Origin of the sequence: Paractinoplanes deccanensis (assembly GCF_016862115.1) — a bacterium.
GTDB lineage: Bacteria > Actinomycetota > Actinomycetes > Mycobacteriales > Micromonosporaceae > Actinoplanes > Actinoplanes deccanensis.
This window is the reverse complement of the sequence record NZ_BOMI01000146.1, coordinates 1-16983: the sequence shown is the minus strand read 5'-3', so window position 1 is coordinate 16983 and position 16983 is coordinate 1. Positions and strand designations below refer to the sequence as shown.

Annotated in this window: 18 protein-coding genes and 1 pseudogene; 10 read left to right on the top strand and 9 right to left on the bottom strand. The window is 73.2% G+C overall.

The window, feature by feature from the left end:
• Positions 1–114: 114 nt before the first annotated feature.
• Positions 115–231, top strand: a pseudogene (locus Ade02nite_RS50830) (transposase domain-containing protein); the annotation flags it as partial.
• A gap of 55 nt (positions 232–286) precedes the next feature.
• Entirely contained in the window at positions 287–592 is a 306-nt protein-coding gene (locus Ade02nite_RS35310) for a hypothetical protein (protein ID WP_203773295.1), read from the top strand.
• 35 nt (positions 593–627) lie between these two features.
• On the opposite strand, the gene Ade02nite_RS35305 is transcribed toward Ade02nite_RS35310, so the two are convergent.
• On the bottom strand, positions 628–1284 hold the full coding sequence (locus tag Ade02nite_RS35305) for a response regulator transcription factor (protein ID WP_203773293.1): 657 nt from the start codon (positions 1282–1284) through the stop codon (positions 628–630).
• Entirely contained in the window at positions 1281–2429 is a 1149-nt protein-coding gene (locus Ade02nite_RS35300; protein ID WP_203773291.1) for a sensor histidine kinase, read from the bottom strand. The genes Ade02nite_RS35305 and Ade02nite_RS35300 overlap by 4 nt, the downstream gene beginning before the upstream one ends.
• A gap of 130 nt (positions 2430–2559) precedes the next feature.
• Between Ade02nite_RS35300 and Ade02nite_RS35295 the strand changes: the two genes are divergently transcribed.
• Both Ade02nite_RS35295 and Ade02nite_RS35290 read left to right on the top strand, forming a co-directional pair.
• On the top strand, positions 2560–3015 hold the full coding sequence (locus Ade02nite_RS35295; RefSeq protein ID WP_203773289.1) for a hypothetical protein: 456 nt from the start codon (positions 2560–2562) through the stop codon (positions 3013–3015).
• Positions 3016–3069: 54 nt separating this feature from the next.
• The gene (locus tag Ade02nite_RS35290; protein ID WP_203773594.1) at positions 3070–4065 is read left to right on the top strand and encodes an SEC-C domain-containing protein; all 996 of its coding nucleotides are present in this window, start codon (positions 3070–3072) and stop codon (positions 4063–4065) included.
• A 13-nt stretch (positions 4066–4078) separates the two neighbouring features.
• On the opposite strand, the gene Ade02nite_RS35285 is transcribed toward Ade02nite_RS35290, so the two are convergent.
• Positions 4079–5257 carry an isocitrate lyase/phosphoenolpyruvate mutase family protein gene (locus Ade02nite_RS35285; protein ID WP_203773287.1) on the bottom strand — a complete coding sequence of 393 codons (1179 nt, stop codon included), beginning with the start codon at positions 5255–5257 and terminating at the stop codon, positions 4079–4081.
• Positions 5258–5321: 64 nt separating this feature from the next.
• Between Ade02nite_RS35285 and Ade02nite_RS35280 the strand changes: the two genes are divergently transcribed.
• Positions 5322–6290, top strand: a complete 969-nt coding sequence (locus Ade02nite_RS35280) for a zinc-dependent alcohol dehydrogenase (protein ID WP_239169288.1) — start codon at positions 5322–5324, stop codon at positions 6288–6290.
• Here Ade02nite_RS35280 and Ade02nite_RS35275 read toward each other — a convergent pair.
• Positions 6237–6743: a hypothetical protein gene (locus Ade02nite_RS35275; RefSeq protein ID WP_203773285.1), complete on the bottom strand. Its 507-nt coding sequence runs from the start codon at positions 6741–6743 to the stop codon at positions 6237–6239. The genes Ade02nite_RS35280 and Ade02nite_RS35275 overlap by 54 nt on opposite strands.
• A gap of 69 nt (positions 6744–6812) precedes the next feature.
• Between Ade02nite_RS35275 and Ade02nite_RS35270 the strand changes: the two genes are divergently transcribed.
• Entirely contained in the window at positions 6813–7646 is an 834-nt protein-coding gene (locus Ade02nite_RS35270) for a LysR family transcriptional regulator (protein WP_203773283.1), read from the top strand.
• Here Ade02nite_RS35270 and Ade02nite_RS35265 read toward each other — a convergent pair.
• Complete coding sequence (locus Ade02nite_RS35265) at positions 7603–8076, bottom strand: nitroreductase family deazaflavin-dependent oxidoreductase (protein ID WP_203773281.1); 474 nt, start codon at positions 8074–8076, stop codon at positions 7603–7605. The genes Ade02nite_RS35270 and Ade02nite_RS35265 overlap by 44 nt on opposite strands.
• Entirely contained in the window at positions 8073–8945 is an 873-nt protein-coding gene (locus tag Ade02nite_RS35260) for a GNAT family N-acetyltransferase (protein ID WP_203773279.1), read from the bottom strand. The genes Ade02nite_RS35265 and Ade02nite_RS35260 overlap by 4 nt, the downstream gene beginning before the upstream one ends.
• A gap of 180 nt (positions 8946–9125) precedes the next feature.
• Between Ade02nite_RS35260 and Ade02nite_RS35255 the strand changes: the two genes are divergently transcribed.
• The 4 genes from Ade02nite_RS35255 to Ade02nite_RS35240 all read left to right on the top strand — a co-directional run bounded on the left by Ade02nite_RS35255 (position 9126) and on the right by Ade02nite_RS35240 (position 13821).
• Positions 9126–11351 (top strand): NACHT domain-containing protein, encoded by a 2226-nt coding sequence (locus Ade02nite_RS35255; protein ID WP_203773277.1) that lies wholly within the window; start codon positions 9126–9128, stop codon positions 11349–11351.
• Positions 11352–11444: 93 nt separating this feature from the next.
• Entirely contained in the window at positions 11445–12356 is a 912-nt protein-coding gene (locus Ade02nite_RS35250) for a TolB family protein (protein WP_203773275.1), read from the top strand.
• A gap of 339 nt (positions 12357–12695) precedes the next feature.
• Positions 12696–13115, top strand: coding sequence for a hypothetical protein (locus Ade02nite_RS35245; RefSeq protein ID WP_203773273.1), 420 nt, complete (start codon positions 12696–12698; stop codon positions 13113–13115).
• 25 nt (positions 13116–13140) lie between these two features.
• Complete coding sequence (locus tag Ade02nite_RS35240; protein ID WP_203773271.1) at positions 13141–13821, top strand: DUF6348 family protein; 681 nt, start codon at positions 13141–13143, stop codon at positions 13819–13821.
• Positions 13822–13843: 22 nt separating this feature from the next.
• Here Ade02nite_RS35240 and Ade02nite_RS35235 read toward each other — a convergent pair whose 3' ends face one another.
• Genes Ade02nite_RS35235 through Ade02nite_RS35225 form a run of 3 tightly spaced genes read right to left on the bottom strand, consistent with a single transcriptional unit; the run spans position 13844 to position 16927 of the window.
• Positions 13844–14659: a carbohydrate ABC transporter permease gene (locus tag Ade02nite_RS35235; protein ID WP_203773269.1), complete on the bottom strand. Its 816-nt coding sequence runs from the start codon at positions 14657–14659 to the stop codon at positions 13844–13846.
• A 2-nt stretch (positions 14660–14661) separates the two neighbouring features.
• Complete coding sequence (locus Ade02nite_RS35230; protein ID WP_239169287.1) at positions 14662–15639, bottom strand: carbohydrate ABC transporter permease; 978 nt, start codon at positions 15637–15639, stop codon at positions 14662–14664.
• 4 nt (positions 15640–15643) lie between these two features.
• Entirely contained in the window at positions 15644–16927 is a 1284-nt protein-coding gene (locus Ade02nite_RS35225; RefSeq protein ID WP_203773266.1) for an ABC transporter substrate-binding protein, read from the bottom strand.
• Positions 16928–16983: the final 56 nt, after the last annotated feature.

Here is a 16983-nt window from a genome sequence, read left to right as displayed (position 1 = left end):
TGTGTCGATGGATGTGACACAGCGGGACTCCCGTTATGGGGTTGTCCTCACAAGACACCCTTCGAGCCGGGAGTTCCGCTGCGCGAGCATTCTGTCATTCATCGCACGAGCAAGGTGGCCGCGGGCCGGTTCGCGCCGGGTCATCTGGGCGAGTCAACGCAGGTCGTGCCGTTCGAGATGGTCGACGACGTTCTAGCCGCGACCGGTGCGGTTCAATCGCGGGTACGGGATCTGCCGTCGGATCCGGCGCTGCCCGGACGGCTCCTGGCTGAGCAAGCTGGGCACTGTGACCGTCCGGGTCATCGACGCCGAGATCGCCGTGACTACCGGCGGGAAGCCGCATCACACTGGCCGATACCGGCTGCCGACCACCCTGACCGACCACCACACGTTGGAACTGACATCCACCGCTCTCGGTGGCCGGGTCCTACGCGCCCGAACCCCGGCCGGGATCGACCAAGAGGTCTACGCCCTGCTCACCGCCTGCCAAACCCTGCGGCCGGCCATGACCAGCGCCACCGACACCGCCCCGGGCACCAGCGAGCCATCTCCAAACACCACGCCGCAACAACCACCATCACGACCCGGTTGACAACCAGCCAGACCCCTGACTTCGCGGCATCGGCGCTAACCGTCCGGGGTGAGGCCCGCGCGATGGGCGATCACGGCCAGCTGGGTGCGGTCGCGGGCCTGGAGCTTGGCCAGCAGGCGGCTCACGTACGTGCGGGCCGTCGCCGGGCTGAGGAACAGGGCCGCGCCGATCTCCTGATTGGTCTCGCCGAGGCCGACGCGGGCGAGGATCTGCCGTTCGCGGTCGGTCAGGTCGTCGAGGCGCGGGTCGCGGGGGCGCTCCGGGCCCCTCTCGGCCACGCGCCTCATCAGGTGGGCCGCGATCGAGGGGGAGACCATGGCGCCGCCGGCCGCGACCGCGCGGACCGCGCGGCGGAGGTCTTCCGAGGTGGTGTCCTTGAGCAGGTAGCCGGCGGCGCCCGCGCGGATCGCCTCGTCGATCTCGGCGGGCTCGTCGAAGGTGGTGAGGATCAGCACGCGGACGCCGGTCAGCCTCTCGTCGGCGGCGATCCGGGCGGTCGCGTCGATGCCGTCGCCGCCGGGCATGCGGATGTCCATCAGCACGACGTCCGGCCGGTGCCGGCGGACCTCTTCGAGAGCTCGCACGCCGTCGCCGGCCTCGGCCACGACGGTGATGCCGGGGTCGTTCTCGATCAGGCTGCGCAGCCCGGCGCGGACCAGCTCCTGGTCGTCGGCGAGCACGACCCGGATCACGCGGCCTCCCCGAGCGGCAGCTCCGCCTCGACGACGAATCCGCCGGGCTCGTGCCGGGTGCGCAGCGAGCCGCCGAGCGCGCCGGCCCGCTCGGTCATCCCGGCGATCCCGGTGCCGCCACGGCCGGGCTCCGCGGGCGGCGGGCCGTCGTCGGTGACCCTCACTCGCAGCCGCCCGCCGTCGGCCGCGACGAGCACACTCACCCGGCTCGCCCGGGCGTGCCGCACCACGTTGGTCACCGCCTCCTGGACGATCCGGTACGCGGCCGCGTCGATCGTGCGCGGCAGCTCGCCGGAGTCGACCTCGACGCGCTGCTCCACGTCGAACCCGGCGGACCGGGCCGAGTCGAGCACCGCGGCGAGGTTGCCGAGCGAGACCGGCTCGCGGCCCGCCGGCTCGGCCGAGCGCAGCAGCCGCACCGTGGTCCGCAGCTCGCGCATCGAGGCCGAGGACGCCTCCCTGATCCGGCGCAGCGCGGTGTCCAGCGCCGGGTGGCCGGGCGGGGCGGCCTCCCGGGCCACCTCGGCGTGCAGCGCGATCACCGAGACCGTGTGGCCGATCGAGTCGTGCAGGTCGCGGGCGATCGCCATCCGCTCCTCGCGGACCCGGCCCGCCGACTCGCGCTCGTGCTGCCGGGCCAGCAGCTCGGTCATCGCCCGCTGCTGCGCCCGCTGGGCCCGGCGGCTGCGCAGGCTGTCGCCCAGCGCGATCGCCATCGCCATCGCGGCCACGTGCGTCGCCAGCTCGTAACCCAGCACGTACCACGGGTTCTGGCCGGAGAGCAGGCGGAAGACGAGCGACACCGCGAGCACCGTGGAGGCGGTCACGATCGCCGCGACCGGCCGCCCGGCCTCGGCGGCGGAGAACAACGCGGCGGCCAGCGGGATGCCGACGCCGACGGCCGGGTAGCCGCCCGCGTAGTAGGCGATCAGGCCGAACGCGCTCACCAGGAGCACCGCGCGCGGGTGCTGGCGGCGGGCGAGCATCAGCGCGCCGAGCCCGGCGGCCCACAGGTACGCCAGGGCGTCGGGCTCCTTGGTGCCGCCCTGCCGGGCGGAGATCACGGCCGTGAGCGTGGCCGTCACCGCGAGCCCGAGGACACCGTCCACCACCCAGGGCGGAATCCGGCGCGTGCGCCCCTGCATGCCTCCAGCCTAAGTTCTCCGGTGCCCTGGGCGCTGTAGGCGCCGGGCGACAGGGCGATCGCTTCTGGGCGTACGCGATCGCGACGCCGGACGGATGGCATGAGCGGCCCGGCCACATAGGTTCGGCCGCATGGAGAAGCAAGGCCTCGGACTGCCGTGGATCGCGCTCGCCGGGCTGGCGCTGCTCGCCGTGCCCCGTGTCGTCCTGCACGACCTGGACGTCGTCCAGGAGGGCGACGCGGTCAACCTGCTGCTGGTCTTCGTACCGCTGGTGATCTGGATCGTGGTCGCCGTCCTGGCCAAGGTGCCCCGGCCCTTCCTGACACTGCTGGTGGTCGGCGCGATCTACGGCGTCTTCCTGGCCCTGGTGCACCAGCTGCTGTGGGACCGGAGCGTGGGCGCCGGCGCGGCGCTCGGCGGCAACCTCGAGGGGCGACTGCCGCCCGGCGCCGAGGAGTTCGTGATCCGGACGTTCGCCGTGGTCAGCAGCCTCTTCACCGGGCTGCTCGCCGGCGCCGTCACCGGGCTCGTGGCGTGGGGCGCGAGCAGAGCCCTCGGCCGTACGCCGGCGCGCCCGCGCGAGTGAGACCCAGATCAACAGTCATGAGTCCGCCCGGCGCTGTACCGTGACGGCGTGCCTATGAAAGCCGATCTGACCAGCGCAGACCTCACCGAGATCCGGCAGAGCGCCCTGGGCGCCGCCGACCCGCTGGGCGTCGCGGCCGAGCTTGCCGACGCCGTCGACGCGGGCAAGCTCGCCGACACCGAGGACGCGGGGTACGCGTTCGCGCTCGCCGCGGAGATCGCGGAGAGCCGGGGCAAGCTCGACGCCGCCCAGCGGTACGCGGACCGGGCCGTCGAAGCCTTCGGGGAACGCGACGACAACCAGGCCGCCGGCGCCCGCGCGCTGCGGGCCCGCGTGCTGTTCCGCCTCGACCGCGAGGACGAGGCGATGGCGGTGCTCGAGCCGCTGCGCCCGCTGCTCACCACATATCCGGACGCCGCGTCGTACGTCAGCGCGGCCCTCGCCGCCGGCGGCCGCAACCGGGTCGCCGAACAGTGGCTGAGCGAGGCGGTGAACGAGGCCCTCGCCGAGCGGGGCGCCACCGCCGAGCCGGCCAGCGCCGAGGACGCCGGCCAGCTGTTCTTCCTGCTCCAGCAGCGCCACCGCGTCCGCCACGCGCTCGGCCTGCAGCACGACCACCACGACAACCTGGCCGACCGGCTGGAGACCCGGCTGGCCAACGAGGCGGCCCGGGCGGCCGGCCGGCCCGGCGAGGACCTGCTGTTCTGGCCGGAGGCCGAGCTCGGCAAGCTGCTCGCGCAGTGGCCCGGCCTGGCGGAGACCTACGGCGCGGACTGGGACGAGCACCGCGCCCACCTCGAGCGCGAGCTGGTCCGGCTGGCCGCCGCGGGCCGCGCGGGCCTCACGGTGCTGCCCGCCACGGTGGCCGGCCTGACCGGCTTCGCCGGCGCCGACGGCGACCCGGCCTCGCCGCAGAGCCGGTCCGGCTACGCGGGCCGGCTCGCGACGGGCGCCGACCAGATCCCGTGGCCGCCGGAGCGCAACGGCGCCTGCTGGTGCGGTTCCGGCCTCAAGTACAAGAAGTGCTGCCTGCCACGCTCCCGCGCCTGACGGCCGCCTTTACCTACGTGCCGAGGCGGCTGACCTGCTGGGCGATGCTCGCCCACGTGCGGTCGGGGCGCCCGGCGGTGGGTGCGCCCGCTGTCCGCTGAGCCGGTGCCACGGCGCCGGCTGCCGCCCTCTCCGGGCGGGCCACGGCGGGCTGCGGCAGGTCGCTCGGCCGGCTGATGGCCGCCCACGGCCGCTCGGCGGGCTCGTCCGGGACGGCCCACGGGCGGTCGTCGCCCGCCCCGAAGGCCGGGTCGCCGAAGGCGGGAACGGCGGGAGCCGGGAGCGGCGGGCGGGCGAAGGCGGCGCTCTCGTCGGTGCGCGGCAGGAAGCTGAGCGGCGGCCGGCCGGCCAGCGCGGCCAGGACGGCGGGCGGCATCAGATCGACCTCGTCGGTCGGCGGTCCGGCCGGACCGGAGTCCGCCGGAACGGCTGCGGGGCGGGGCGTGCCGGGCCCCGCCGCCGGCACGTCCGGTCCGGCGGGCGGGGCCGGCGGAGCGCTGCGCAAAGCCGGCGAATCGGGGGCCAGCGCGTGATAGGCCACCGAAGCCGCCCGCAGCGCCGCCAGGGCCGCCGTCAACGGGTGGAGCACCACACCGACCCCCGCCGCCACGAGCTCCGGGTCGCTGAGGAGGCGCCCCCGGGACGCTCCCTCCGTACGGCTCACTGCCAGGCGTACCCCCGGAAGTGCCGCATGCAGCGACCGCAGGTCGCTCTCGCGCAGGCCCACCGGCAGGACCGCGTCCGCCCCCGCCGCCGCCAGCTCCCGGCAGCGCGCGACCGCCTCGCCCAGCGAGTCACCCGCCGCCGACGCGATCACCAGGACGCCCGGTGCCCGCTGTTTCACCGCCGCCGCCCGCAGGGCCGAGCCGTCGCCGAGGACCAGGCCGCCGATGCCGGAACGCTGGTAGGCCAGCGCCGTCCACACCGCGTCGTCCGGCGTCTCGAAGCCGACGCCCGCGTCCGCCAGCAGCGGCACCCCGCCCAGCGACGGGGCCAGCACCGCGGCCCGGTCCGCGATCTGGGTGGCGGAGACCGTGCCCGTGAACGCCCCCAGCATGGTCGCCGCGATCGCCTCGCCGGACAGGTACGCGGCGCGATGGCCCGCCCGGACGGCGAGCGCCGCGGTCGCCGGGTCGTAGACGCCGGGGACGTGCGTGACGCCGCCGGCAGCGAGGAGGTCGGTGGAAGACATGCCGCCGATCATTCCGGGTTCGCGGCCGGTTCGCGATACACCGCGACGGTGTTAGCGTCGGGTCGTGATCGTGTCTCGGCTCCACCGCGCCGGCGAGGTCCGGCTGCACGACGAAGAGCGCCCCGTCCCCGCCGGGCACGAGCGGCTGGTCGAGGTCACCTCGGTCGGCATCTGCGGCTCCGACCTGCACTGGTTCACCGAGGGCGGCATCGGCGACGCGGTGATTCCCCGGCCGCTGGTGCTGGGGCACGAGATGGCCGGCGTCATCCGCGGGGGTGCCGGCGACGGCGTCCGGGTGGCGATCGACCCGGCGATCCCGTGCGAGACGTGCGAGGAGTGCCGCGCCGGTCACCCCAACCTGTGCACGCGCATCGTCTTCGCGGGGCACGGCGACTGCGACGGTGGCCTGCGCCAGTTCCTGGCCTGGCCGGCGCACCGCCTCCACCGGCTGCCCGACGCCCTCAGCGACGACGAGGGCGCGCTGCTCGAGCCGCTCGGCGTCGCGCTGCACGCGATGGATCTGAGCCACCTTCGGATGGCGTCCACTGTCGCCGTCGTGGGGTGCGGGCCGATCGGGTTGCTGCTCGTGCAGCTGGCGTTGCGGGGCGGTGCCGTCCGCGTGCTGGCCAAGGAGCCGCTGCCGCACAGGCAGAAGGCGGCGGAGGCGCTCGGCGCGGAGCCGGCCGGTGACGAGGCCGTGGCGGACGTGGTCTTCGAGGTGTCCGGGTCCGACGGCGCTGTCGAGTCGGCGTTGCGGCTCGCCCGGCCGGGCGCGCGCGTGGTGCTGGTCGGCATCCCGGACGGCGACCGGACGACCTTCAGCGCGGCGCTCGCCCGGCGCAAGGGGCTGACGCTGGTGATGGTCCGCCGCATGGGCGAGGTCTACCCGCGGGCGATCGAGCTGGCCACCCGCGGTCTCGTCGACCTCGCCCCGCTGGTGTCCGCGGCGTTCCCGCTCGGCGAGGTCGAGGCCGCCATGTCAACGGCCGCTGCGCGTACGGGCTTGAAGGTCGTCGTTCACCCTGGCGAATAGCTCCGCCCAGTCCCGGGTGGCCGTCACCCCGGCGGGCGGATCGGCGCGCTGCGGCCCGAAGAGATAGCGGTGCGCCACGATGCCGCGCAGCGCCCGGTGCACGTCGGGCTTGTCGTCGACGAAGTGGGTGATGCCCAGCTCGGCGCAGTGGGTCGCCTTGTCCGGCCGGCGCAGGCAGAAGCGCAGATGCTCGCGCGGGATGCCGGTGCGCGCGGCGAAGTCGTGGTGGTCGAGCCAGAGGCGGGTGCGGCGCTGGACCCGCTCGCCGCACTTCGAGATCAGCCACACCTGGTCGAAGAGCGGCACGAGCCGGGCCAGGGTCGCGAACGCGCCGGGCACGGCCGGTGTCGCGAGCATTCGGGCGGTGTCGCCGGTGAAGAACTGGGTGTCCGCGCCGCTGGGTGCGCCGCCGTCGATGATGACGCGTCCGATGTCGACTCCGAGGTTTCTCATGCCGTTCAGCCTGCGGGGTAGCGGGCTAGTGCAGAACTATCTCTTGCCGTGCGCCTATAGTCTGCGGTTATGGATCTGACGGCGTTCGCCGTGTTCGCCGAGCACCTCAACTTCACCCGGGCCGCCGCCGAGCTGCACATCTCCCAGCCCGCCCTGCACGTGAAGATCCGCAAGCTGTCGGAGTCGCTGGGCCGCCCGCTCTACCGTCGCGAGGGCCGCCGCCTGGTGCTCACCGCGGACGGCGAGGCGGTGGCCCGCTTCGCCCGGGGCCAGCGGGAGCGGCTCGACCAGTTCCTCGCGGAGTTCGCCGGCGCGCCCGCGCAGCGGCCCGTGGTGCTCGCCGCCGGCCAGGGCGCCTACCTCTACCTGCTCGGCGACACGATCCAGGCCGCGCTCGCGACCACGCCGCTCCGGCTGGTCAACTGCGACCACCGGCAGATGCTGGCAGCCGTACGAGGGGGACAGGCGCACGTCGGCGTCAGCGTCCTCGACGTCCTGCCGCCCGACCTGACCGTGCGCGAGCTCGCCTCGTTCCCGCAGACGCTCTTCGTGCCGGCCGGCCACCGCCTCGCCGGGCGCCGCTCGGTGCGGCTGCGCGACCTGGCCGGCGCCGCCCTGGTGGTCCCGCCGCAGCACCGCCCCCAGCGCGTCATGCTCGAGCAGGCGCTGCGCGCGGCGGGAGCGTCGTGGACGGTGGCCGTCGAGGCCGAGGGCTGGCCCCTGATCAGCCACTTCGTCGCGCTCGGCGTGGGCCTGGCGATCGTCAACGGCTGCGTGCCGCCCCCGGCCGGCTCGGCCGCGATCCCGGTGGCCGACCTGCCGCCGGTCACCTACCACGTGGTGCATCAGCCGTCGGCGCTCACCGATGCCCGGGTGGCCGGCCTGCTCGATCTTCTAGGATGACCACGGCCGTCTCGGCGCCGCGCAGGGCCGCGAAGTCGTCCAGCCTCGGGTCCACCTCGCGCCAGCGCTGCCACAGGCGGTCGCGTTCGGCTCCCCGCGCCTCGCGTCCGGTCACGGCCCGGGTGCCGTCGGGCGTCCGGGCGTGCGCGCCGGGATGGGCCCGCAGGTTGAGCCACCAGGCCGGCTCGCCGGCGCCCCACCCGTTCATGGCCAGCGTGACGATCGCCGGGCCGTCCTCGATGTACGCCAGGATGACGGCGCGCTCGCGGCCGCTGCGCCGCCCGGTCGTCGTGAGCCGGAACATCCCGAAGCGGCCGGGGCGCGGGCGCCGCAGGCCGAACCGTCCGCCGCTCGCCTTGTACAGCCCCCGATGCACACGCCAGGCGGTCGTCACGATCCAGCGAGGCGGAACCCGCGCCCCCTTTGTCATGCGCCCAGTCTGCCTTCCTCCGGCTGAGACGGCGCTGAGGCGACGAGCCGGATCGCGAAGATGTGGTAGCCGAGCCGCTCGAACGACGCCGCCATCGGGGTGTTGCCGCGGTCGGTGTCGGCGCGGATCGTGGTGGCGCCGTCCTCGGCCAGCATGTGGGTGATCTCGGCGAGCAGGTCGTCGGCGTAGCCGTTGCCGCGCTGCTCCGGCACGACACCGACGTAGCCCACCACCGGGCCGCCGTCGTTGGCGCTCGGCAGTGCACACCCGACCAGGTTGCCGTCGCGGTCGAAGGCGACGCGCCACCGGTCGCGCGGGTCGCGCATCTGCTTGTAGACGGCGATGTCCTCACGGGCCTGCTCGAGGGCGCCGAGCCGGGCCACCCCCTCCCGCGTGGCGGCGTCCAGGCTGCCCTCCGAGATCATCGCGAAGATCTTGGCGAACGCCTCGTCGTCCGGCTCGGCGGCGAAGGTGAGCCGGGTGGAGCGGCGGGGGAGCGGATCGCCGGCGGTCCACTCGTACCGCAGGCGCTCGACGATCTCGCTGAGCCCGGCCGCGCGGGCGGCGGCCAGCCGCTGGGTGACCTCGGGGTCCTTCTCGCCGCCGGGCGTCGTGAAGAGGTGATAGTCGAACGGGGGCATGCGCCTGATCAGCGCGGCCCAGACCGCCACCGGGTCGGCTTCGCCCGGCGCGGCGTACAAGGTGTCGAGAGCGAGCGGCTGCTCACCGGTGGGAAAGCCCCACCACGCGGCGACGGCCTTGATCTCGTCGCCGTCGGTGGCCAGCCAGGTCCACTCGGGACGGTAGTTGCGGGTGTCGTAGGAGCGGCCGATCAGGCCGGGAACGCGGCCGAGGTCTGCCTCGGCCATGGTGCGGAACAACGAAGCCTCCAGGGCGTCGGAAAGCGTGCGGAAGACACGGCAGCTCCTCCTTTCCTCTCGGCGAGAACGTCTCTCGCATGGTCCTCTGCGCGCCGGGCCGGCGCATCCGATTTACACGGGTCGGCAACCCGCTTGACGGGCCGGTCCCGGCACGCCGACGCTCCAGACGTGGACGGACGCAGACGCGGGCTGCTCCTCGTCGTGGTGCTCGCCTGGGCGGCCTGCCTCGCGACGGTCGCCGCCGTGCTGGTGGCACAGGGCGTGGAGCACGCGTCCCGGTGGGCCGGCGTGCTGGGCGCCTGCACCGCGCTGGCCGGCTTCTCCGCGCCCTGGGCCGAGCGCACCGTCACCCGGCTGCGCCAGGCGCGCGAGGTCCGCTCCGAGAGCGAGGAGGCCGAGGCCTGCGCCAAGGCGGCCGACGACCTCGCACGCGTCGTGCGGGCGCAGTGGCGCGAGGAGGCGAGCGTCCGGCGCCTGCAGGACCCGTGGCCGCTGCCCGTGAGCTGGGCCGAGGCCGACCCGGACCTCGCCGACCACCCGTCGCTCGTGTTCGGCGAGCCCGGCGCCGCCGGGCCGCGGCCCGGGGAGCTGTCGCAGGCGGCCCGCATCTACACGCGCATCCCGACCGGGCGCATGGTGGTGCTCGGCGCACCCGGCTCCGGCAAGTCGGTCTTCGCGATGGTGCTCGCGCTGCAGCTGCTCCAGCGCCGCGGCCCGGGCGACCCGGTCCCGGTGATCCTGCCGGTCGGCGGCTGGGACCCGGGGGCGACCGGGCTGGCCCGCTGGATCTCGCGCTACCTGCTGGAAAACTACCGGCTGGGCGCGGCGAGCGAACACGACCGCCGCCGGCTGGCGCGCTCGCTCGTGGAACGCCGCCTCATCCTGCCGATCCTCGACGGGCTCGACGAGATGCCGGAACGGGCCCGCGCGGCCGCCATCGGCCAGATCAACCGCGCCTTCGACGCCGACCAGCCGTTCGTGGTCACCTGCCGGTTCGAGGAGTTCCGCCAGGCCGTCGAGAGCGCCGACGTGCTCACCTTCGCCGCGGTCGTGCAGCTGCACCCGCTGAGCGTCGAGACGATCCAGAAGTACCTGACCCAGACGACACCGCGCCGCCGGGTGGCGCTGTGGGAGCCCGTCTTCCGCAGGCTCGACGAGGAGCCGCACGGCCCGCTCGCGACGGTACTGAGCAGCCCGCTGATGATCGGTCTGGCCCGCACCATCTACGGCGACAGCCCCCGCGACAGCGCCGAGCTGCTGAGCCCGTCCCTGGCCGGCCGGGCGGCCCTGGAGAACCACCTGCTCGATCAACTGATCCCGGCCACGTACGAGGGGCAGGCCGCCGACGTGGCGCCGTGGCTGGCGTTCCTCGCGCGCGACCTGGCCGGCGCTGGCAGCAACCTGGCATGGTGGGAGCTCGAGCGCACGGTGCCGCGCTGGGTGTACGAGGTGCCGGCGGCGGTGCCGGCGGGCGCCGTGCTCGGCTTCGTGTTCGGCCCGGTGGCCGGGGTCGTCTACGCGGTGGCCGCGCTGACGTTCTGGCGGCTGGCCGGCGACCGGCCCCGCACCCTGGAGGACCTGCTGCGCGCCAAGAAGGCCCGGCTGCCGTTGGCGGCCCTGAGACGCGCGGGGGCGGAACGCCGCCTGGGGCTGGTCGCGGGCCGCTACACGGGCATGCTGACCGGCGTGGCCGTGGCCCTGCGCGAATACTGGGCGGCGGTGCCCCCGGCGACCGCGATGGCCCACGGCGTCGCGGCGGCGCTGGCGGCGGGCCTCGCGGCCGGCCTGTTCGCCGTGGCGGAACGCCGCACCCCGAGCGAGATGCGCCTGACCATCCGCCGCAGCGTCGGCCGCTTCGCCCGCCACCTGGCGATCGGCGCCACCGTCGGCGTCGGCACGGCCCTGTTCGCGAGCGCCCTCATCGGCCCCTCGCTGGGCGTGCTGGTGGGCCTCTCCGCAGGCATAGCCATGGGCCTGATCGACGGCCTGAACGTCTGGCTCGACGTGGCCACGGACGCCACCACGGGCCTGAGCCCGCGCTCCACCCGCCGCTCCGACTGCACGGCAGCGATCGCCCGCGGCGCCTCGATCGGCCTGGTCATCGGCGGCGCCACGTTCGTGGCCTTCACCATCGCCGCGGGCTGGCGCAGCGGCCTCACCCACGCCCTGATCTTCGGCGGGGCCTTCGTCCTGGTGGACCGCTACAGCGGCATCAGCGCCACGGTCTGGGGCCGCTACGTGGTGGCGAAGGTCTGGCTCGCCCTGCGCGGCCGGGTGCCGTGGCGCTTGATGTCCTTCCTGGACGACGCCCACCGCCACGACCTGCTGCGCCGGGTGGGAGCCGTCTACCAGTTCCGCCACGAGCAGCTGCGGCGCCGGCTGGCCGAGACGTGAGGGTGCGATTTTCGGGCCGGGCACCTGGGCGAACGTCCGAGAGCGCGGAAGCGGGGTAGCGGGCCCGCACAAGGCAGTGTGAGCATCGGGGTCATGTGGAAACGAATCATGACCGTCGCGGGGGCGGTCACGGTATTCCTCGCCGGCACGCAAGCCGTCGCCGGCGCCGCACCCGCGACCCAGCCGCAAGGCCGCATCCTCTTCATCCGGACGGTCGACTCGCCGCACGGCAGCGGCGAGGTGCAGAGCGTTCTGCCCGACGGCAGCGCGCTCGCCGGCCTCAACCTCACCGTCACCTGGGGATCGTCGCCCGACTACTCCCCGGACGGCCGCCGCATCGCGTTCGTCACCCAGGGCCCGGACGATCTGATGGCGTCCGTCTACACGGCAGCCGCGGACGGCACCGGAGCCCAGCGGCTCACCCAGGCGCCGTGCGGTCCCGGACATCCCCGCTGGTCGCCGGACGGCACCAGCATCGGGTTCGAGACCTGCGGCGACATCTACAAGACCGACCTCAACGGGCACTCCACGCCGATCACCGGCAGCGCCGGGGGCGCCAACCTGTCCTTCTCGTGGGGTCCGCAGGGCAAGCGGATCGCCACCGTGAGCACGGTCGCTCCCGGCGTGCGCCTGTGGAGGGCCGACGGATCCGCCAACCGCCAGGTGGGCAACCTTCCGGGCCCCTGGGACGTGGACTGGAACCCGCGAAACGGCAAGCTGGCCGTCTCGTCCGGCGACGACCTGTGGCTGGTCGACGTCGTGACCGGCGCGCAGCAGCGGCTCACCGACACACCGGACGTGGCGGAGGGCAGCGTCGTCTGGTCGCCGGACGGCAGGTGGCTGGCCTACAGCGAGAGCCAGGTGCACGAGGTGACCGACCCGGACACCGGCGACACCTACCGTGAGCTGACCGACCCGCAGATCTACCTCGTCGACGCCGCCGGCGGTCAGCGGCATGCGGTCGGCGTGCCGGGCATCCCGACCAGTTGGCGGGCGCAGGCCTGACGTTCACCTTCTCGCCGTGGGGCCTTTCCGGCCCCACGGCGTTCGCCGTGGGCTGGGTGCATTGCGTTTGCTTGCGGTTGACGGTGGAGGGTCGGGGGTGGTACTTCGCCGCTGTGTGGGTGGCTGGTCTGGCGGTCCCGTTGCGGCCGTTGGGGTTGGTGTTCGCTGCCGCGCTGTGGTCCGGCCAGGGCAGGTTGGTCACGCGGGCACGCTTCGCCTCGCAGCTCCCAGCGTGGCGACGACGGCTCGAATCCGTCCCGGAAGGGGTCCGAGCCGGAACGAGATCCTCGGCGGCTGCTCTCGCTGAGGCGGGCCACGGCCGCACGTTAGAGTCTTGCCATGATCGAGGTGGCGCGGGTGCGTGCGGAGTCGAAGGTCGAGCCCGGCTGGTTTCATGGCCGATGGTGCGATCTCGCCACTCACCAGGAGTGGAGCGACAGCATGGAATACCTGCGCCTGAGCGAGCCACTGGCGATCGGCGCCCGTGGGGTCTCCAAGGCGGTCGGGGGCACACCTACCCCGTTCGTGGTGACGGCGCTGGTGCCCGGGACGGTCTATGCGGACACGACGCTGCTGCGGGGTGCCCGCCTGACCGTGCACCACGAGGTCCGGGCCGTCGACGGCGGCAGCCGGCTGGAGGTGCACGCCTACCTTCAGGGGCGGCGGGCTCGCCGGTGGGCGCGCCGGATGGGCGACGACGTGCAGCGGTCGCTGGAGACGGACCTGGCCAACCTTGTCGCCCTGGCCGGCCGGGGATGAGTGCCGCGCTGTACGCTCCTCGACCATGATCGATGCCCGGTGCCTGCCCGCTGAGCGTGTTCTGGAGATTGCGGCGCCGATGCTGGCCGAGGTCGGCGGTGAGTGGACGCTCGCCGACGGGCCCATGTTGCGGTGCGGGTCGCTGGGTGTGCGGGTTCTGCCGCCCGACACCGAGGATTATCGGCATCTCGATCTCGAAGTGGTGCTGAACGTGGATCGGCCGGACGTGCCGACGGTCTCGGACTGCTCGGTGGGCATCGCGGCCGACCCGGTCGAGGCGGCCGGTCAGGCCGTCCGGGCCTGGATCGACACGTGCCTGGTGACGGTGCTCGAGATGATCGAGCAGAAGGGGGAGCTCGCGACCCACTTCCGCGCCGCCGATCCGGGCGGGTTTCCCGGCTGGCACGCGATCGTCGGCAGCGTGACCGGGTGGTCGGCCGACGGGTCGGCGAGCAAGCAGGAGTGGTTCGCCGAGGCGATGCCGTGGTCGGCGCTCGCGCCGGTCATCGCTCGGGGGCTCGATCGGCCGTACCTGAACGGGGTTCGGCTGTTGGTGGGGCAGGGTGCGGACTTCACCGAGTGCGAGGTGCGCATCAACGGGCGCCGGGACAAGCGGGCGTCCAAGGCGCTCGCCGGCCTGGACTGGCCCCGCACGGAGCGTTTCGGGCTCGCGCGCACCTTCGTGCTCCTGGTCGGACCGGACTGAGACCCGGGCCGAGCGGGCGGGCTCACCCCTTGACGGCGCCGGTGAGGCCGCCGACGATGCGGCGCTCGAAGAGGCTGAAGAAGAGCAGCGCCGGGATCATCGACAGGGACGTGAAGGCGAGCACCCTCGCGGTGTCGACCGAGTACTGCGAGGAGAACGCCTGCACGCCCAGCGGCAGGGTGAAGGTGTCCTGGTCGTTGAGGATGAACAGCGGCAGCAGGTAGCTGTTCCAGCTGCCGACGAAGGCCAGGATGCCGGTGGTGATCAGGCCGGGCACCGAGAGCGGCAGCACCATCCGCCAGAAGAAGCCGAGCCGGCCGCAGCGGTCGATCGCGGCGGCCTCCTCGATCTCCCTGGGGATGGCCCGCAGGAACGGGACCAGAATGATGATCGTGGTGGGCAGTCCGAAGGCGATCTGCGGCAGGATCACCCCGGGCAGGGTGTTCACCAGGCCGAGGTTCTTGACCAGCAGGTACAGCGGGGTGATGGCCACCGTGACCGGGAACATGAGACCGGCGGCGAACAGGGCGTACATCGCGCCCCGGCCGCGGAACCGGTAGCGGGCGAGGACGTAGCTGGCCATGACGCCCAGCGTGACCACCCCGAGGGTCGTGGCCGCGGCGGCGATGGTCGAGTTGCCGACCTGGCGCCAGAAGGTGTCGCTGGTGAGCACGCTCGTGTAGTTGCCGAGCTCCCAGGGGCTGGGCAGGCCGGCCGGGTCGGTCGTGATCTGCGAGTTGGTGCGGAAGCCGCCGAGGATGATGTAGACGACCGGGCCGAGCATGAGGCCGACCAGGGCGAGCGCGGCCGCGTAGACGGCCGGGTTGCGGTCCCTCATGGCTACCGCCCTTCGGTGAGGGCGCCCTCGGTGTCGCGGCGCAGGACGAAACGCTGGTACACCAGCGCGATGAGCAGGGAGATGACGAAGAGCACGACGGCCACCGCGTTGCCGTAGCCGTAGTTGGCGGCGTTGCGGCCCTCGACGACCATGTAGGTCGCCATGGTCGAGGTGCCGGCGGTCGACGCGACGTACTGACCCCAGATGATGTAGACCAGGTCGAACAGTTGCAGCGAGCCGATGATCGACAGGAAGGCCCAGATCCGGATGGTCGGGCCGAGCAGCGGCAGGGTGATGTGCCGCTGCGTCTGCCAGTACGACGCGCCGTCGACCGCGGCCGCCTCGGTCAGCTCGTCGGGGATGTTCTGCATGCCGGCCAGGAACAGGATCACCGCGAACCCGACGTACTTCCACGTCAGGACGAGCATCAGGGTCCAGATGGCCAGGCCCGGGTCGGCCAGCCAGTCCTCGGCCAGCCACGCCAGGCCGATCGACCGCAGGATGTCGTTGACCGCGCCGTTGGTCTGCAGCAGCAGGGCCCAGGCGGTGCCGGCGATGACCTCGGCGATGACGTACGGCACGAAGATGAGCAGCCGGACGGCCGACTGGCCGCGCATCCTCCGGTTGAGCAGCAGGGCCAGGCCGACGGCGACCGGGCCCTGGAGGACCAGCGACAGCACGACGATCTGGCCGTTGTGCCACAGCGCCTCGTGGAACGCGCCGTCCGTCAGGATGGTGCGGTAGTTGTCGAGGCCGACGAAGTCGGTGGGCCGGCCGAAGCCCTTCCAGCGGTAGAAGCCGTAGTAGGCGGCCATCAGCACCGGGAAGATCACGAAGCCGAGGAACATGAGGATCGCCGGGCCGGACAGCGCCGCGATCTCGAGGCGCTGGGCCCATCCGATGCCGCGCCGGCGCGGGCGCAGCGGTGGCGGCGCCGGAACGCCGCCCCGCACGCCGGGCGCCTGTTCGGTGACCGCCACCCGTTCAGCCCTTCTTGGCCGCGTCGTTCACGGCCTTGATGATCCCGTCGACGTCGCCCTTGCCGGCGAGAAGGTTCACGACCCCGACGTTGAGGGCGTTGCCGACGTTCTGGCCGTACACGGTGTCGAGCCACTGCGACACGTACGGCGCCTTGTTGTAGGCGTCGAGAACGGCCTTGAGGTAGTCCTCGGTGACGGCGCCCTGCGCCTGCTTGTTCATGGGCAGCGAGTTGAACGCCTTGTAGTAGCCCTCCTGCACGTCCTTGGTGAGGATGTAGTTGAGGAAGTCGGTGCATTCCTTCGGCGCTTGCGCCGAGCAGGAGTAGCCGTCCGCGCCGCCCATGATCGCGGCCGGGTCGCCCTGGCCGCCGGGAACCGCCGGGAACGGGAAGAAGCCCAGGTCGGGCAGGGGCTTGGTGTCCTTGGTGAGCGAGGCGATCACGCCGGGGTTCCAGGCGCCCATCAGTTCCATGCCGGCCTTGTGGTTGGCGATCAGGCCGGCCGAGCTGCCCGCGCCCTGCTGGGCCGAGGTGGTCAGGAAGCCGTCCTGGAACGGCTTGGTGGCGGCGAAGGTCTCGAGGTCCCGGCCGGCCTTCGTCCAGCAGGGATCGCCGAAGTTCTTGTCCTTGGCCGCGGCGTCGAGCGAGGCCTGACTGCACGCGCGCAGGGCGAAGAAGTAGTACCAGTGCGCGGCCGGCCAGGCGTCCTTGCCGCCGAGGGCGACCGGCGCGCCGATGGCCTTGAGCTTGGTCACCGCCGCGTTGAGCTCGTCGAGCGTCGTCGGCGGCGCCGTGATGCCGGCCTTGGCGAACAGGTCCTTGCTGTACCAGAGACCGCCGGGAAGGATCGACACCGGTACGGCGTACGCCTTGCCGTCGACCTGCCCGGTCTTCAGCGCGGCGTCGCCGACCGCCTGCTTCGTCTCGTCGGTGATGTCGCCGGTGATGTCCTTGAGCTGGCCCGCCTCGACCATCGCGGCCATCTTGCCGCCGCCGCGCTGGAGGAAGATGTCGGGCGCGGAGCCGGAGTTGAGCGAGGTCTGCAGCTTGCCGTCCAGATCCTCGTTCTGGATCGACTGGATCTTGATCTTGACGTTGGGGTGTGCGGTCTGGAAGTCGGCGACCGTCTTGTCCCAGAAGGCTTTGCCGGGACCGGTCGTCGCGTTGTGCCAGAACTGCATCGTGACGTCGCCGCCCGAGTCCGAGCCGTCGTCACCACTGCATGCTGCCAGGCCCAGGGCGCTCAGCGCCAGCGCGGCCGTCGCCGCGAGAATCCTGGTGGCTGCCAAGGCGATCACCTCATCCGTTGTCGTGGTCGGGGCGGGTCAGCTCAGTGCGAACCGCT

Coding starts and splice junctions, on each gene's coding strand:
- Ade02nite_RS35275 (WP_203773285.1), bottom strand. CDS start 6,743: ATGAGAAACCTCGGAGTCGACATCGGACGCGTCATCATCGACGGCGGC.
- Ade02nite_RS35245 (WP_203773273.1), top strand. CDS start 12,696: ATGATCGAGGTGGCGCGGGTGCGTGCGGAGTCGAAGGTCGAGCCCGGC.
- Ade02nite_RS35265 (WP_203773281.1), bottom strand. CDS start 8,076: ATGACAAAGGGGGCGCGGGTTCCGCCTCGCTGGATCGTGACGACCGCC.
- Ade02nite_RS35235 (WP_203773269.1), bottom strand. CDS start 14,659: ATGAGGGACCGCAACCCGGCCGTCTACGCGGCCGCGCTCGCCCTGGTC.
- Ade02nite_RS35295 (WP_203773289.1), top strand. CDS start 2,560: ATGGAGAAGCAAGGCCTCGGACTGCCGTGGATCGCGCTCGCCGGGCTG.
- Ade02nite_RS35240 (WP_203773271.1), top strand. CDS start 13,141: ATGATCGATGCCCGGTGCCTGCCCGCTGAGCGTGTTCTGGAGATTGCG.
- Ade02nite_RS35270 (WP_203773283.1), top strand. CDS start 6,813: ATGGATCTGACGGCGTTCGCCGTGTTCGCCGAGCACCTCAACTTCACC.
- Ade02nite_RS35260 (WP_203773279.1), bottom strand. CDS start 8,945: ATGGCCGAGGCAGACCTCGGCCGCGTTCCCGGCCTGATCGGCCGCTCC.
- Ade02nite_RS35290 (WP_203773594.1), top strand. CDS start 3,070: ATGAAAGCCGATCTGACCAGCGCAGACCTCACCGAGATCCGGCAGAGC.
- Ade02nite_RS35300 (WP_203773291.1), bottom strand. CDS start 2,429: ATGCAGGGGCGCACGCGCCGGATTCCGCCCTGGGTGGTGGACGGTGTC.
- Ade02nite_RS35250 (WP_203773275.1), top strand. CDS start 11,445: ATGTGGAAACGAATCATGACCGTCGCGGGGGCGGTCACGGTATTCCTC.
- Ade02nite_RS35285 (WP_203773287.1), bottom strand. CDS start 5,257: ATGTCTTCCACCGACCTCCTCGCTGCCGGCGGCGTCACGCACGTCCCC.